At 68.9% G+C, this 15,573-nt stretch carries 10 protein-coding genes; 7 read left to right on the top strand and 3 right to left on the bottom strand.

What is annotated here, in order from left to right; translation table 11 throughout:
• The first annotated feature begins 116 nt into the window (after positions 1-116).
• A complete protein-coding gene (locus tag DMC61_RS29250) occupies positions 117-605 on the top strand; it encodes a hypothetical protein (protein ID WP_125693026.1) in 489 nt (162 codons plus the stop codon).
• Between the two features lie 85 nt (positions 606-690).
• On the opposite strand, the gene DMC61_RS29245 is transcribed toward DMC61_RS29250, so the two are convergent.
• Entirely contained in the window at positions 691-1,503 is an 813-nt protein-coding gene (locus tag DMC61_RS29245; RefSeq protein WP_125693024.1) for an SAM-dependent methyltransferase, read from the bottom strand.
• Positions 1,504-1,674: 171 nt separating this feature from the next.
• Here DMC61_RS29245 and DMC61_RS29240 point away from each other — a divergent pair, with 171 nt between their 5' ends.
• From DMC61_RS29240 to DMC61_RS29220, 5 genes are all read left to right on the top strand, one after another.
• A complete protein-coding gene (locus DMC61_RS29240) occupies positions 1,675-3,018 on the top strand; it encodes a cytochrome P450 (protein ID WP_125693022.1) in 1,344 nt (447 codons plus the stop codon).
• Positions 3,019-3,094: 76 nt separating this feature from the next.
• Entirely contained in the window at positions 3,095-4,144 is a 1,050-nt protein-coding gene (locus DMC61_RS29235; protein WP_125693020.1) for an alpha/beta hydrolase, read from the top strand.
• 105 nt (positions 4,145-4,249) lie between these two features.
• Positions 4,250-6,364, top strand: coding sequence for a diguanylate cyclase domain-containing protein (locus DMC61_RS29230; protein WP_125693018.1), 2,115 nt, complete (start codon positions 4,250-4,252; stop codon positions 6,362-6,364).
• A 217-nt stretch (positions 6,365-6,581) separates the two neighbouring features.
• Complete coding sequence (locus DMC61_RS29225) at positions 6,582-8,165, top strand: substrate-binding and VWA domain-containing protein (RefSeq protein ID WP_125693016.1); 1,584 nt, start codon at positions 6,582-6,584, stop codon at positions 8,163-8,165.
• A gap of 8 nt (positions 8,166-8,173) precedes the next feature.
• Positions 8,174-9,919: a hypothetical protein gene (locus DMC61_RS29220; RefSeq protein WP_125693014.1), complete on the top strand. Its 1,746-nt coding sequence runs from the start codon at positions 8,174-8,176 to the stop codon at positions 9,917-9,919.
• On the opposite strand, the gene DMC61_RS29215 is transcribed toward DMC61_RS29220, so the two are convergent.
• Positions 9,913-10,617 carry a class I SAM-dependent methyltransferase gene (locus tag DMC61_RS29215; RefSeq protein ID WP_125693012.1) on the bottom strand — a complete coding sequence of 235 codons (705 nt, stop codon included), beginning with the start codon at positions 10,615-10,617 and terminating at the stop codon, positions 9,913-9,915. The two genes, DMC61_RS29220 and DMC61_RS29215, sit on opposite strands and share 7 nt — an antisense overlap.
• A 40-nt stretch (positions 10,618-10,657) precedes the next feature.
• Between DMC61_RS29215 and DMC61_RS29210 the strand changes: the two genes are divergently transcribed.
• A complete protein-coding gene (locus DMC61_RS29210; protein WP_125693010.1) occupies positions 10,658-14,584 on the top strand; it encodes an alpha-(1->3)-arabinofuranosyltransferase in 3,927 nt (1,308 codons plus the stop codon).
• Here the strand turns inward: DMC61_RS29210 and DMC61_RS29205 are convergent.
• Entirely contained in the window at positions 14,552-15,493 is a 942-nt protein-coding gene (locus DMC61_RS29205; RefSeq protein WP_233594996.1) for a hypothetical protein, read from the bottom strand. The genes DMC61_RS29210 and DMC61_RS29205 overlap by 33 nt on opposite strands.
• Positions 15,494-15,573: the final 80 nt, after the last annotated feature.

The raw sequence follows: 15,573 nt of genomic DNA, 5'->3' as shown, positions 1-15,573 counted from the left end.
CTCCCGCGAGGTTAACCGGCCCCGCGCCCACGCCGGTGCGGAAGTGATGCAGCTGTGATGCACCGCCCGGCGAATCTCCTGGTGGACGGAATACGGGACGTGATGAGGAGAACCCCATGCGCAAGCGGTATTACGCGGCGTTGGCCGGGCTGGTCGTGGCCGCGGCGGGAATCGGCGTGCCCGCCGCGGCGGCGGCGAGCGACCAGCGGGCCGAGTCGGAGCGGCAGGCCTGTCAGCGCGCGTTCGACCGCGCGGTCTGGGAGGACATGGACAGCTTCAACAAACGCGACGCGGCCCGTTACAAGGCGATCATCCACCAGAACATGGTGACCATCGGCCGCAAGGGCCAGACGATCATCGGCTACGCCGCCAACGTGGATCCGGTGGTCGATGTGCAGTTCAAGCTCCCGTACGAGTGGAGCATGCCGTGGACGGTGACCCACACCGTCGTCGAGGACTGCAAGATGGGCTTCGCGATCCTCGACGCGTACTACAAGGCTCCGTCGCAGAACATCGACCGGCACTACACGATCAGCCTGACGCTGGTACGCGAGCACGGGAAGTGGCAGGTCATCAAGGACACCGTGACCGACGTGCTGCCCTGAGCCGGGGGAGGCGAGGGGGGAACGTCAGGAAAGGGTCGTTCAGGACATCTTTCGTCCTGAACGACCCTTTCCTGACATCCTGGGCTCAGGGTTTCCGGCCGACCCCGGCATACGGCAGCGAGTTGATCTCCGGGTCTTCGGACATGTCACCGGCGCCCTGCGGGTTCCACATCGCGCAGCCGACGACGCCGGGTTCGAGGACGTCGAACCCCTCGAAGAACGAAAGCACCTGGTCGTGGGTCCGGGGGATGGGGTCGTTCTGGGTGCTCTTGTACGCCTCGATGGCCTCGTCGAGGCCGCTCGAGTTCGCGTCGGCGGCGACGTGCGAGACGGCCAGGAAGCTGCCAGGGGCCATCCGCTCCCGATAGCGGGCCAGGATCGCGTGCGGCTCCCACGAGTCCGGCACGAAATGCAGCAGCAGCAACATGAACAGGCCGATCGGCCGGTCGAGGTCGAGCAGGTCCCTGGTTTCGGGCGCGTCGAAGATGTCGTTGACGTCGCGGAGGTCGGCCTGGATCGCCGCGCACCGGTCGTTGCCGCGCAGCAGCAGTTTGGCGTGTGCCACGGCGACCGATTCGCGGTCGACGTAGACCACCCGGCAGGACGGGTCGATCCGCTGGACGATCTCGTGGAGGTTGCCGACGGTCGGGATACCGGAGCCGATGTCGAGGAACTGCCGCACGCCCGCCTCCGCCATGTGCACGGCGGCACGCCGCAGGAAGGCGCGGTTGAGCCGGGCCGCGTCGCGGATGCCCGGCATGATCTTCAGGATCTGTTCGCCCAGTTCACGGTCGGCCTGGAAGTTGTGGTCGCCGTTGAGCCAGTAGTCGTAGACCCGGGCGGGATTCGGCACGGTCGTGTCGACCTCGGGGGGCACCCAGCTCAGGTTCGAAGTCACCTTCGTCGCCGCCGTTCGGTTGGGATCCGTTGGGGCACAGGAGTCTAGCGGTCTCGCGGGACCGGGCGGCCATCGTCCGATCGTGTGGAAGTGCGGCGGCGAAAGCCTCTTCGCCGCTCGCCGGCCCTAAGGTGGCCGGGTTCAGCGTCCAGGCATCGGGAGACGAGCACGATGGCAGCACCTCCGGACGTCGCTGTCGCACCGGGCCGGTGGCCGGTGCTCGGGCATACCGTGCCGATGCTCCGTGACCCGCTGAAACTGTTGTCCTCATTGCGCTCGTACGGCGACGTCGTACGGCTCGACTTCGGCCCGATGCCGGTCTATCTGGTCACGACGCCGGAGCTGGCGTGGCGGCTGCTCGCCGTCGACGCGGGGAAGTTCGACAAAGGCATCGTGTTCGACAAGATGCGGCCGTTGTTCGGCGACGGGCTCGCGACCTCCAACGGCGCCTTCAACCAGCGGCAACGCCGGATGATGCTGCCCGCGTTCCAGCGAAGCCGGATCGCGCTCTACGCCGAGACGACGATGACGAAGCTCGCTGTAGACCTTGCCGGAACATGGAAACCGGGCGAGGTGGTCGAATTCGACAAGCGTATGCAGGACCTCGCGCTGACCATCTCCGGGCGCACGCTGTTCTCCGCCGAACTCGGCGACGACGCGCTCACCGAGATCCAGCGGTCGATCCCGATCATGTTGAAGTACGTCATGGTCCGGGCGTTCTCGCCGAAGTTCGTGGAACGCCTGCCGATCCCGGCGAACCGCGAGTTCGACGCGGCGGCCGCGCGGCTGCGGCGGGTCATCGGCGACGCCGTCCTCGAAGCGCGCGAGAAGGGCGGCGATCAGGGCGATCTGCTGTCGATGTTGTTGCTGGCCGAGGACGACGAGACCGGCGAGAGGATGACCGACCGGCAGGTGGAGGACGAGGTCATCACGATCCTCACCACCGGCGCCGAGACCACGGCCGTCGCGCTCGCTTGGTTCTTCCACGAGATCGGGGCGAGGCCGGACATCGAACGCCGCTTCCACGCCGAGATCGACGAGGTGCTGGCGGGCGGGCCCGCCCGGTTCGAACACCTGCCGCGGCTGGTCTACACGCAGCGGATCATCAACGAGGTCGTCCGCCGGACGCCGCCGGTGATCCTGATGCGGCGCGCACGGGAGGACGTCGAACTGGGCGGGGTGCGCCTGCCCGCCGGTACCGAGGTCGCGGTCAGCCAGCACACCTTGCACCGCGATCCGCGCTGGTTCCCCGATCCCGAACGCTTCGACCCGGACCGCTGGGAACCCGGGCGCGCCGCCGGAGTGCCGAAGGGCGCGTTCATCCCGTTCGGCGCCGGGGCCCGGCTGTGCCCCGGACATCGGTTCGCTCCCACGGAGATCGCATTGGTGGCGGCGACGATCGGCGCCCGATGGCGGCTGGAACCGGTACCGGGGGTGAAGGTGTTCCCCAAGATCAAAGCGACGATGCAGCCGAATCGGCTGCCGATGATCGCATGGCCGCGAAGTCGAGGCTGACGGTGAACGTTCGATCACCAGGTGTAGGGTTCATGCTCCTTCCGAGCGTCCCGATTCCGGAGAGGGTCCTGTGCGAATGCCGCTCAAACTGGCCACGGCGGTGGCCGCCTGCTGCGTGCTCCTCGGTGGTTTCCTGGTCGCGGCGCCGGCCGAGGCCGTCGACGTCCGCTGTTCCGATCTGGACCTCCCGGTCACCGGCCCGCTCGGCGAACCCGCCACGGTGCACGGCCGGTTCTGCCTGCCCGACGGCCCGGCGCCCGAGGCGGTCCAGCTGCTGGTGCACGGCGGCACCTACAACAGCGCCTACTGGGACCTGCCCTACGACCCGGAGCGCTACTCCTATCAGCGGGACATGGCGAAACACGGCTATGCGACCTTCGCCGCGGACCAGCTCGGTTCGGGCGGGAGCAGCAAACCGGCCAGCCTTCCGCTCCTGCTGCCGGTGCTGGCGCGGTCGATGCACGAGGTGGTCGGTCACCTGCGCGCCGGGCGGGTCGGCGGCACGCCGTTCGAGAAGGTCGTGATCGTCGGGCATTCGGTCGGTTCGGGCATCGTCGCGGCCGAGGCCTCGACGTATCACGACGTCGACGGCGTGATCCTCACCGGAATGACGCATCTGCCGTCCGTCCCCGCCCTGACGTTCGGGGTGCTTTTCGGCCTTCAGCCCGCGTTCACCGATGGGCGGCTCGGTTCTCTGGGCAGCGATCCGCTCTATTTCACGACGAAACCGGGAGCGCGTGCCGGACTTTTCTACGCGACGGAAAATACCGACCCGCGGGTCATCGAAGCGGACGAGGCGACCAAGGATCAGGTTTCGGTCCCGGGAATGGGAACGGTCGCCGTGTTCGGCATCGTGCTGCCCGCGACGAAAGACATCCGGGTGCCCGTTCTCCAGGCCGTCGGGTCGGAGGACATCCTGTTCTGCGGTCTTTTCTCGCTTCGCGACTGTTCGAGTGCGGAGTCGCTGCGTCCGGCGGAAGCGCCGTTCTACCGGCCCGAGGCCGAGCTTTCCACGTATGTTCTGTCCGGTGCCGGACATTCGCTGGCGTTACATCGCAACGCGTCCCAGTATCGGGACGCCACCCGCGATTGGCTGAAGGAAAAGGTCGGTGTTGCAGTACCGTAGGGTGACCACCCGATTGGGTTACCGTCAAACCGTGAGTACGGCTTCAGAATCGTGGAGGATGTCCCTCCACGACGGAATACGAAAGCGACCCCAGGACCGGCGGACGTGACTGCCCCACTTCCGGACGGCGATGAGTTCCCCGTATCGCCGGACGCACCGAAGTCAACTTCATCCTCCACGGCACCGAAGCGGAAGAACGCCGCGCCGACCCGCGCCACGCTGGCCCGCAAGTGGGCCTACCTGGTCACCGGTACGGCGTATCTTCCGTATACCCACGCCCAGATCGAAGAGCATTTCGCCACTCTGCTGGACGAGGTCTTCGACGCGGTGCTGAGCGGCGACGCCGAGCCCGCGCAGGCCACCGAGGCCGGCGCGCGGCTCGTCGCGCTCAGATGCGTCGGGCCGGACAGCCTGCGCCGCACGATGGACGTACTCGGCAAGGGGCTCTTGCACGAACCCGAGTTGCGGGGCGTGAAGTCGCTCCCTGAACGGGTGTTGCAGGTGCTCGGCGCGCTCGCGTCCGGCTACGGCGAGGCGTTGCGCGAGAGCATCCAGACGCAGCAAGAGGATCTGAGCCGCACGTTGGTCACGCTCGAACGCGAGACGCGGCGTGAGCTGGTGCTGACGCAGGCGCGTTTCGAGCAGCTGTTCACCGGCTCGGCGACCGGCGTGGCCGTCACCAGGGTCGACGGCCGCGTCCAGCGGGTGAACCCGGCGTTCGCCGAAATGCTGAACCGGCCCGTCGCGGACCTGATCGGGCTCAATCTCTACGACCTCGTGCACCCGGACGACGCCGACGGCCTGCGCGAGGGCTACCGGAAGTTGCTGGAAGGCGAGAGCCAGCGACTCGAGCTGTCGCGAAGACTCGTGACCGAGGACGAGGAACCGCCGTGGGCCGCGTTCACCGGCGCCGTGATCCGCGACCCGGCCGGTGAAGCCCAGCAGCTGATCACCCTCGTCGACGGCGACACCGACGTTTCGTTGCTGCAGCGCCAGCTCAGCCGCCAGGCCCTGCACGATCCGCTCACCGGCCTGCCGAACCGGCAGTGCTTCGGCACCCGCCTGGAGAAGGCGTTGCGGCACGCCGACCCGTCCTTCGGCGTCACCGTCTATCGCCTCGACCTGGACGGGTTCTCGCTGATCGCGGGCGGGCTCGGCCAGAAGCAGAGCGACGACCTGCTGAAGAACGTCGCGGCGAAGCTGCGGACCGTCGTCGGCGGCGAGGACGCGCTCGTCGCCAGGATCGGCGGCGACGAATTCGGCATCCTCATCCAGAACACCGCGACCAGCCCGGACGTCGCCACCGTCATCGGCATGATCAACCAGGAGCTGTCCGAACCGGTCTACCTCGAGAGCGGCAGCGGCGTCGCGGTTTCGGCCTGCGTCGGCGTCGTGCACCGGCCGCCGAGGGACATCGCGCCGAACGAACTGCTGCGTGTCTCGGACATGACGCTGCGCCGGGCGCAGGCCAACGGCTACCGGCAGTGGGCGCTGTCGGATTCCGTGCTCGACAGCAGGGAACGACATGAGTTCGGCCTCGCCGTCTCCATGGCGGGCGCCTGGGAGACCGGTGAGATCGAGGTCGGTTTCCGGCCGCTGACGTGGCTCGCGGACAGCAGGCCGGCGGGAATCGAGCTGAGGCTCGCGTGGAACCATCCGCGTCACGGCCGGATCGGTCACGACACCTGCGTCCGCTTCGCCAACGAGACCGGCCTGATCGTGCCGCTCGGCGAATGGCTCATCCGCACCGCCTGCGAGGAATCGGACGACAGGCTCCCGATGGTCGTGGGCCTGACCCCGCATCAGGCCGCCGATCCCGATCTCGTCGGGTCGGTGCGGAACACCCTGGCCGCGACCGGCCTCGGGCCGTCACGGCTCCGCCTGGGCTTTCCGACCGAGGCCGTGCTCGCGGACCTCGGTGAGACGGTCGACAACCTGCACCTCCTCGCCGAGATCGGCGTGGACGCGGAACTGCAGGGCTTCGGCGCGGGCGGCGACGTCGTCTGCCTGGTCGACGTGCCCGTGCGGACGGTCCGGATCGCGCCCCGGCTGGCGGAGCGGCGGACGGAACCGCTGGCGGAATGCACGCTGCGGAATCTCATCGACACCGCGACCATGGCGGGCGTGACGGTGATCGCGGACGGCATCGATTCGACCGGCGACGCGGGCTGGTGGCAGTCCGTCGGTGCCCACATCGGCGCCGGACGGTATTTCGGTTAGGCCGATCTCGCGTGTTTGGAGGCGCAACTCGCGTGATTGGACGCGTAACTCACGAGTTACGCCTCCGATCACGCGAGTCACGGCTCTGATCACGTGAGTCACGGGTTTCGTTAGGCCGTTTGCCGCAACGGGGCGCGCTAAGTTACCCGAGGGTTGACGTTCGCGGGCGGATTGGGCAACATCCCAGGTCCTCACCCCGCACCTCGGAGGCACGCACATGCAGGACGGCCCGAGGCGTGGCGGGCGTTTCAACGCGCCCGTGGTTGTCTTGAGCCTGTTGCTGGTGATCGCGCTCGGCGCCTGGTGGGGTGTCGACTACCTGCGGGCCCGGTTGGCGGGCAACGGTTGTGACGCGCTGACGCCGGTCGAGATCACCGCGGCGCCCGACGTGGCGCCGGTGCTCACCCGGCTCGCGAAGACCGTGCCGCAGGAAGAATGCTTCAGTGTCAACGTGACCGCGAGCGAGTCGGCCAAGACCGCCGACCTGCTCGGGACCACCGCCTCCGGCGGGCCCGACGTCTGGGTCCCCGAGTCGAGCACGATGTTGTCGCAGGCCAGGGACGCCGGCGCGTGGAACCTGCCGGAATCCGGTCAGTCGGTGGCGAGTTCCCCGGTGGTACTGGGACTTCCCGACGAAACCGCGCGGCGGTTCGGCTGGCCGGGGAAAACCCCGTCGTGGCAGGAGATCCTCGACGGCGCACCGATCGGCATCCCGGATCCGGCGCGCGATCCGCTCGGCGTCGGCACACTGCTCGCCCTGCGGAAGCTGACCGAGAAGGAACCCGACCCGGCCGCGGCGTTCACCGCCGCCATGCGGAAACTGAACCCGGTGCCGGACCGGTTCCCGGCCGCCTTTCCCACGACCGAACAATCCGTCCTCGCGCGGAACCTGGTGGCGGCCTACCCGGGTGTCCCGGTGCAGGGCTTCGACTATCCGTACGTCGTGCTGCCCAAGGCGTCCGAAGCGTCGAGGACCGCGGCGGAACGTTTCCTGCGGCTGCTGCTCGACCCGCTCGCCGGCGGCATCTTCGCCGACGCGGGATTCCGGGCTCCCAGCGGCCGGTTCGCCGTGCCGCGGGCGCAGGACGGCCGCACCGATCCGGCGCCGCGTCCGCCGGGAGCCCCGCCGGTGGCGGAACTGTACGCCGTCCTCCAGGCATGGGCGGGGACGAACCTGAGCGCCCGGGTCCAGGTGCTGCTCGACGTCTCCGGTTCGATGGCCGCCGCCGTGCCGGGTACGGGGAAGAGCCGGATGGAGCTCACCCTGCAGGCCGCGACGCAGGGCCTCGGTCTGTTCAAACCCACGACGGAACTGGGTTTGTGGCTGTTCTCGACCAAATTGGACGGTGACAAGGACCATCGTGTCCTGCTGCCGATGAAGACGATCGCCGAGCAGACGGCCTCGGGCGGTGTCGCGCAACTCCAAGCCGTGCGCCCGAAAGCCGGTGGCGCGACCGGGCTCTACGACTCGATCCTCGCCGCGTATCAGAACGCCAGGCAGAACTGGAAACCCGGCCGGATCAACCTGGTCGTCGTGCTCACCGACGGGCGCAACGAGGACAGCGAGACGATCGGGCTGCCCCGGCTGCTGGAGGAACTGGGCAAGCTGCAGGATCCGCGGAAACCGTTGCCGGTCATCGGGATCGGCATCGGGCCGGATATCGACGCGTCCGAACTGCGGCAGGTCTCCACCGCCACCGGCGGGGAATCGTTCACCACCCCCGATCCGAGGAAGATCTCGGACGTCTTCTACCAGGCGCTGAGCAAGATCATGTGCCAGCCGCCGACCTGCAAGAATTGAGGCGATCCGTGGCTCTCCGGGGGAAAAGACCTTCGCCGGTCGCGCTCGCCGCGTTCGCGGCCGGTGTGATCCCGTTCGTCCTGCACGTGTGGGCCGCGCTGCGCGGCAGCCTCGCGCAAGACGACTTCGTCATCACCTACCACGCCGCGAAGGCGGGACCGTTCGACTTCGGCTACTTCTTCCAGGACTACCACGGCCATCTCGCGCCCGGCGGGTTCCTGCTCGCCGACGTGCTGACCGCGTGGGCACCGCTGAACTTCGCCGTGCTGATGGCGCCGGTCCTGGCGATGCAGGCGGCGGCGTCGGTGCTGCTGTGGGCGGTGCTGGTGCGCTGTTTCGGGCGCCGGTGGGGGATTCTCGTCCCGTTCACGATGTTCACGACATCGACCTTGCTGCTCGTCCCGACACTGTGGTGGGCGTACGCCATCCAGATCGCGCCCGTGCTCCTGGCGGCCACGGCCGCCCTGCACGCGCACGTGCGCTACCTCGCCGACGGCGGCCGCTGGGCGATCGCCACCGTGGCCTGGACCGTGTTCGGGCTCGCCTTCTACGAGAAGGCGGTGTTCATCCCGCTACTGATCGCCGGGATCACCGTTCTGCTCGGGATTTCCTTGCGCCGCCATCTCGTGCTGATGGGTGTCCTCGCCGCCGTCCTCGCGGGCTACGCCGCCGTTTTCCTGATGCTGACCACGAGTCAGGTCGGGCAAGGCGGTGGTCCGGTCACCGTCGGCACGGTCGCGGACATGACGGGCCGGATGCTCGGCGACACCCTGATCCCCGGAATGGTGGGCGGGCCATGGTCGGGGCCGGGCCCCGGCGCGACGTTCGCCGCTTCCCCCGTGGTGGTGCGGATCGTGCTGCTGCTCGCGGCCGTCGGGGTGCTGGTATTCGGGAGCCGCGTGGGCGGGCTCCGGGCCAGGAAGGCGTGGATCCTGCTGGGCCTGGTGTTCGTGGCGGACATCGGGCTTTCGGCGGCCACCAGGCTCACCGAGGTCGGCCCGGAACTGGGCAGCGATCCCCGTTACGTCGCCGATCTGGCGCTCGTCGTCGCGCTGTGTCTCGCTTTCGCCTTCCTGGAGCCCAAACCGCTCGACCGGCCTTCGGATCCCGTGCCGTCTTCGGCGAAACGTCCGTTCGCCCTGGCGTTGTGTCTCGCCTTGCTCGCGAGTTCCGCCGTGGGCTTTTCCCGGCTGGCGCCCGGATTACGGTTCGAGCACTCCCGGGAGTTCCTCGCCAACGCGCGTGCTTCGATCGAACGGGACCCCGACCTCGTCCTGTTCGACACGCCCGTGCCGAACGACGTCCTGCACGGCTGGTTCGGCGAGAACGCCCGGGCCTCACGGGTGGTGGGCCTGATCCCGGGTTTCCAGTTCGACCAGCCGACCAGCCGGATGTCCCTTTTGGACGACTCGGGTACCGCGAAGACGATCACCGGCGTGGAACCGGTTTCCCGCGGCGTGCCCGGTCCGGTGGCGGGCTGTGGCTACACCGTCGGCGAGCAACTGGTCCGGGTTCCGTTGGACACGCCCGTTCTCGGCCGGTACCTGCTCCGGATCGACTACTTCACCGCGGACGGCGGCGAAGGGTTCGTGGACCGCGACGGGACCCGTGTGCCGGTGTGGTTCCAGCCCGGCCTGCACACGATGTACCTGCCGATCGAGGGTCTGTTCGACAAGATCGGCTTTCAGTTGTCCGCGAAGGGGGCTCCCGTCTGTCTCGCGAAGGTCGACGTCGGCAAACCGCTCACTCAGTAGGGGTCGTACGGGCTGTCGTGGCCGAAGATCTTCGCGACGGGGGCCAGGCGCAGCCGCAGCAGGATCTTGATCCCGACGTTGCGCGCGAACCACGGAAGCTGGGCGACAACCCGCAGCCTGTCCTTCGCCGACGGCGGGGTGAGCCGGAACCGGGCCAGCGAGGTCGCGCGGTCGAGATAGGTGTAGCGCCGTCCGAAGAGGACTTTCGCGATCGTGCCCAGTGTGACGCCGATCGAGGAAAAGCAGTCGTGGACCAGGATTTCCCGGCCGTCGTCCAGGTTCGCCGACCAGCGCAGGTCGTCGGTGTAGGTCCAGTAGTCGTGTTTGCCGTCGATGTAGAGCAGCTGGATCGGACGGTCCCAGCGCGGTCGGAGCTTCGTGCTGTACTCCGCCACGAGCTCGACGACGTCCTCGACGCCCGCCTTTCTCAGGTTCGCCTCGAACCGTTGGCGTGTCGGCGATCCGCCGAACAACCGGCCGTCGACGAACGGGTCGACGGCGACCACCCGCGCCCCGACCGTGCGAGCGGCGCTCGCGAGCACGATCGTCGAACGGCCCTGGTGGCTGCCGATCTCCACGATGAGATCGCCCTTGTCCAGCCGGCACGCGGCGTTCCACAAGGCGAGGCCCTGATCCCGCGTCATCCAGCCCTTGACGGGTTCGGCGAGCGACCACGCTTCTTCGAAACCGTCTGTCATAGGGCGCATAGTAGCCACGTTTCCGCCTAGTATCTACCGGATGGTAACCCCCGGCGCGCTCGTGAAGAGGCCGAGCACGTGGATCGTGCTGGCACTCACCGTGCTGTCCTTTGTGCAGCGTCCCGGCAGGACGACCTTCGACACGAAACTCGACCTCGCCGTGGATCCGCTGGCCTTCCTCGGCCGGGCGCTGCACCTGTGGAATCCCCAGGCGACGGCGGGGGAGCTGCAGAACCAGGCCTACGGCTACCTGTTCCCGATGGGGCCGTTCTTCGCGGCGTGCCAAGCCGTCGGCATACCGGTGTGGATCGCGCAGCGGCTGTGGTGCGCGATCCTGCTCTCGGTCGCGTTCGGCGGCGCCCTGCTCGTGGCCCGCGCGCTGAAAATAGGGAACGAACGGACTCGGCTGATCGGAGCAGTGGGTTACGCCCTCGCGCCGAGGATGGTCACCGAAATCGGTTCGCTGTCCTCGGAAATGCTGCCCGCCGTCCTGCTGCCGTGGGTGCTGCTGCCGCTGATCCTCGCCGATCGCATCGGCTCGCCGCGCCGTGCCGCCGGGCTGTCCGCGCTCGCCGTGCTGTGCATGGGCGGGATCAACGGCGCGATGGTCGTGATGGCGCTCGTGCTCCCGGGATTGTGGCTGCTGACCAGGAAATGGCGGAGCACGCATGTCGCGCTGGTGATCTGGTGGTTCGTCTTCGTCGTCGGCGTGGTGCTGTGGTGGTTCCTGCCGCTGGTGCTGCTCGGCCAGTACAGCCTGCCGTTCCTCGACTACATCGAATCCGCGACGAACACCACCGCGCCGATGTCGCTCTTCGAGGTGCTGCGCGGCACCAACCAGTGGGTCGCCTACGTGGTGCAGGGCACGCCATGGTGGCCTTCGGGCTGGGCGCTGATCGACAATCCGGTGCTCATGACGGCGACCGGGCTGGTGGCCGCGGTCGGGCTGTTCGGTCTCGCGCGGCGTGGGCTGCCCGAGCGGCGGTTCCTGGTGCTCGGCGTGCTGACCGGGTTGACGCTGCTGACCGTCGGCTACGTCGGGACGCTCGACAGCCCGCTGGCGGAACCCGTGCGGCATCTGCTCGACGGCCCGCTCGCGCCGCTGCGGAACGTGCACAAGTTCGAACCGGTGCTGCGGTTGCCGTTGATGCTGGCGTTCGTCCACGGCATCACCAGCGCCGCGCCCGCGCTGCGGCGAAATCTGCGGCCCGCGCTGGGCGCCCTGCTGGTCGTGGCGATGGCGGCGCCGGTGTGGCTGCTGACGCTGCGGCCGGGGCCGGGCTGGGACGAGGTACCGGGGTATTGGTACGACGCGATGGGCTACGTCGCCAAGACCGACGCGACGGCGCGCACGCTGCTGCTGCCCGCGACCGGGTTCGGCGAGTACGACTGGGGCCGCACGGTGGACGAACCGGCGCAGGCCATCGCGGACAGCCCGTGGGCGGTGCGCAACCAGGTCCCGTTGGGCTCGGAGGGCAACACCCGCCTGATGGACTCGGTCGACGCGGCCTTGGCCGACGGCAGAGGGGATCCCGGGCTCGCCGCGCTGCTCGCGCGGTCGGGTTACCGGTTCCTGCTGCTGCGCGGCGACGTCGACCGCGCCAAGGTCGGCGCGCCCGACTTCACGACCTTGCGCGCCGGGCTGGCGGGATCGCCGGGGATCGAGAAGTCGGCCCAGTTCGGGCCGCTGGAGGTCTTCGAGGTGAAACGGCCGGTGCCGCTCGTCACCGCGACGTCCACGAAGGACGTTCCGACGGTAAGCGGTGGCCCGGAGAACCTGTTGCCGCTGATGAACTCCGGGCAACTCGACCCGGGTACGCCGACGGTGCTGACCGGGGACGGCGGTTCGCCGACGGGGCCGAGGCTGGTCACCGACGGGTTGCGCCGCGCCGAACGCAACGTCGGCGGGGTGCGGGACAACCTGAGCCAGACGCTGACCGCCGGGGAATCCCCGCGCCAGCAACGAGCCGCGCTGGACGTCCTGCCGTTTCCTGGTGAGCAGCACCAGACCCTGGCCGCGTACCGGGGGATCCGCTCGGTCACCGCGTCGACGGCGGCTTCGTTCGCGGACGCCTTCGGTGGCTCGGATCCGAGCCATCAACCGTTCGCCGCGCTGGACGGGGATCCGCGTACCGCCTGGCATTCGTCGAGCTTCACCGGGCCGCTCGGGGAGTGGCTCGAAGTCGAACTCGACACCCCCAGGCTGGTGAACTCGGTCGATCTCGCGATGGTCGACGACATCCGCGTCGGCTGGCCGCCGACCAGGATCCGGATCACCACGGACAACGGTTCCGTCGACCACCAGGTCGTCCGCGGTGCGGGGGCGCACACCTATCCGGTGCCGGAAGGGGTGACGCGCAAGGTGCGGATCACGTTGCTGTCGCTCGTGGTCGGCAGGCAGGACGGGAACGTCGGGGTCTCGGAGCTGAAGATCCCGGGCGTGGAACCGCAGCGTGCGCTGGAAGTCCCCGCCGATCTCGGCGCGGGAACGCCTCCGGGATTCGCGTTCACACGCGGGCCGCAGCCGAGATACGCGTGCGTGCCCGGCCGCTGCGACGCCAACGCGGGCCGTGACGGGGAGGAACCGGACGGGATCCGGCGGCTGTTTTCGACGACGTCGCAGAGCGCGTACGAATTCGGCGGCACCGTGCTGCCCGCGGGCGGTGGCCGGGTCCCGGTGGAACTGCCGGGCTTGCGGGTTTCGGCGACGTCGCAACTGGGCGGGGATCCGTCGGCGAGCGCGTTCGCCGCGGTGGACGGGAATCCCGCGACCGCCTGGCAGCCCGACGTCACGGATCTGCGGCCGACGATGACCCTCGACTGGACGAAACCGCAGACGATCTCAGGGATCCGCGTCGCCGCCGACTCGCGTGCCCCCGCGCGGTTGGAACTGACGACGCCGACGTCGAGCCGTTCCGTCGAACTCGACGCCGCCGGCGCGGCGACTTTCCCGCCGTTGGAGACCTCGCAGCTGAAGATCGCGTTCGCCGGCCTCGACGACGACCAGCGGACCCGGCACTCGCTCGGCATCGGGAGCCTTTCCTTGACCGGTGCGGAACTTCCCGCCCCGGCGGCGGAATTCACCCTGCCCTGTGGATCGGGGCCGAACGTCCGCCTGGACGGCTTCGACTACGACACCTCCGTGCGCGGCACGCTCGCCGACTTCGTCGCGCACCGGCCGCTGACGTTGTCCGCGTGCCCCGATTCGGCGGGCGGCGTGGACCTGGCTGCCGGCGGGCACGAACTGCGGACTGACCGCTCCGAGTCGTTCGTGGTCCAAGACCTCTGGCTCAAACCGGCAGGCCGGGCCGTTTCGCCCGCCGCGCATCGCGCCGTCACCGTGGACTCGTGGGACGCGACGTCCCGATCGGTCACCGTGGCGGGCGGCGACGAGTCCATTTTGGCCGTTCCGGAGAACGCGAACGCGGGCTGGACCGCCTCGCTGAACGGAACCCCGCTGGTGAAGACGCGCGTCGACGGCTGGCAGCAGGCATGGATCCTGCCCGCGGGCTCCGGCGGTGTGGTGCGACTGGAGTTCACGCCGGACTGGAAGTACCGCTCGGGCCTGCTGATCGGGGCGGTCGCGATCCTTTTGGTGCTGCTCGGGGCGCTGTGGCCGGTCCGCCGTCGTCGTATTTCGGTGGAAGCCGGTTCCGGGCCGGTGGTGCCGGTGGTCCTGATCGGACTGCTGGCCGTACTGGGCGGGATGCTGCCGATCGTGCTGCTGATCGCCGTCCTGCTGGCCCGCCAGTTCAGCGAACGCGCGCCGCGATATCTCGCTTTCGGCGGGATGGTCGTGGGAACGCTCGTCGCGGTGGTGGGGCGGCTGCTGGGGCACGGGCAGGAGTGGGCCTATGGGCCGGTGACGCAGGCTTCGCTGCTGCTGGCCGCGGCGGCGATGGTGGCGATGTGTGTGCCTTGGTTCGCGGGCCGGTCACCCGAGCCGGACGTCGGGCCGAGGTCGTAGGCGAGCGCTGTCCAGTGCCGCCCGGAGCTCGGCTACGACTCTGCCGGGCTCCGAACGCAGCCTTGATGGCAGCGTCTGGACGACGACGATCCCGGCTGCGGCATAACGGGCATTGCGGGCGAGGGTGTCGCGAAAGCCGGTGTCTCCCGCGTGATGCTCGAGGGAATCGATTTCCCAGGCGAAGCCCAGTTCGTCGCACCAGCCGTCGGGCTGCGCGATGTAGGTGCCGTCCGCGCCGAAGATCTTGACGTTCCATCGGCACTCGGGCAGGTCCGATCGCTGCCAGAGACGCCAGGCGTCGGCTTCGGCGACCGATCGGGCGCCGCCCAGGATCGGGAGAAGCGCGCTTCGCAGGAGTTCCTTGCCTGTCCGGCGGCCCTCGTCGAGTTCGTCGGTGAGGAATCGCGGCAGGCAGAAACCTCGCTGGACGGACTCGGCCATCATCGCCGTGATCGCGTCCTTGTGCGGTGTCCTCCGCGCCGCGTCGATCACCGCGCGGTGCACCGGAGCCGTCGGGACTCCGGACCGAGGTCTGGGATTCGGGAGACGTCGTGACCGTTCGATGTGGACGAACCCGCAGTTCGAGACCGAGCGGTTCGCGGGGACGAGCACGTGGACCTCGTCGGTGTCCGGGAGGTTGCGCAGCCCGTAGCGCTCCAACGCGCGTACGCCGGTCAGGATCGAGTCGGGGCCGGAATGCAGGAGCGCGGCGTGGATCTTGTGCTCGTCGGTGGCCTCGCCGTTCTGGAGCAGCACGACGCCGGGCAGCAGCATTCGCCACTGCCCGCCGGGCTCGCACCTTCGCGAGATCGTCCGGCGCGGCATGCCGATGGCTTCGAGCTGTTTCGCCGTGATCACCTTCGGGCCGTTGGTGATCAAGGGGTGGCGTGCCCAATCTCCTCTACGCACTCGACCAGCTTGGAGCCGATCACTGACAGAACCCGGCGGCTTGGCTTCGTGACCGGACCTTTCATGCGTGACCGTGTGGA

The sequence above is a fragment of the Amycolatopsis sp. WAC 04169 genome, assembly GCF_003947535.1.
GTDB classification, from domain to species: domain Bacteria; phylum Actinomycetota; class Actinomycetes; order Mycobacteriales; family Pseudonocardiaceae; genus Amycolatopsis; species Amycolatopsis keratiniphila.
This window is presented reverse-complemented; position numbering and strand designations above follow the sequence as displayed.

Coding starts and splice junctions, on each gene's coding strand:
- DMC61_RS29250 (WP_125693026.1), top strand. CDS start 117: ATGCGCAAGCGGTATTACGCGGCGTTGGCCGGGCTGGTCGTGGCCGCG.
- DMC61_RS29240 (WP_125693022.1), top strand. CDS start 1,675: ATGGCAGCACCTCCGGACGTCGCTGTCGCACCGGGCCGGTGGCCGGTG.
- DMC61_RS29235 (WP_125693020.1), top strand. CDS start 3,095: ATGCCGCTCAAACTGGCCACGGCGGTGGCCGCCTGCTGCGTGCTCCTC.
- DMC61_RS29225 (WP_125693016.1), top strand. CDS start 6,582: ATGCAGGACGGCCCGAGGCGTGGCGGGCGTTTCAACGCGCCCGTGGTT.
- DMC61_RS29215 (WP_125693012.1), bottom strand. CDS start 10,617: ATGACAGACGGTTTCGAAGAAGCGTGGTCGCTCGCCGAACCCGTCAAG.
- DMC61_RS29210 (WP_125693010.1), top strand. CDS start 10,658: ATGGTAACCCCCGGCGCGCTCGTGAAGAGGCCGAGCACGTGGATCGTG.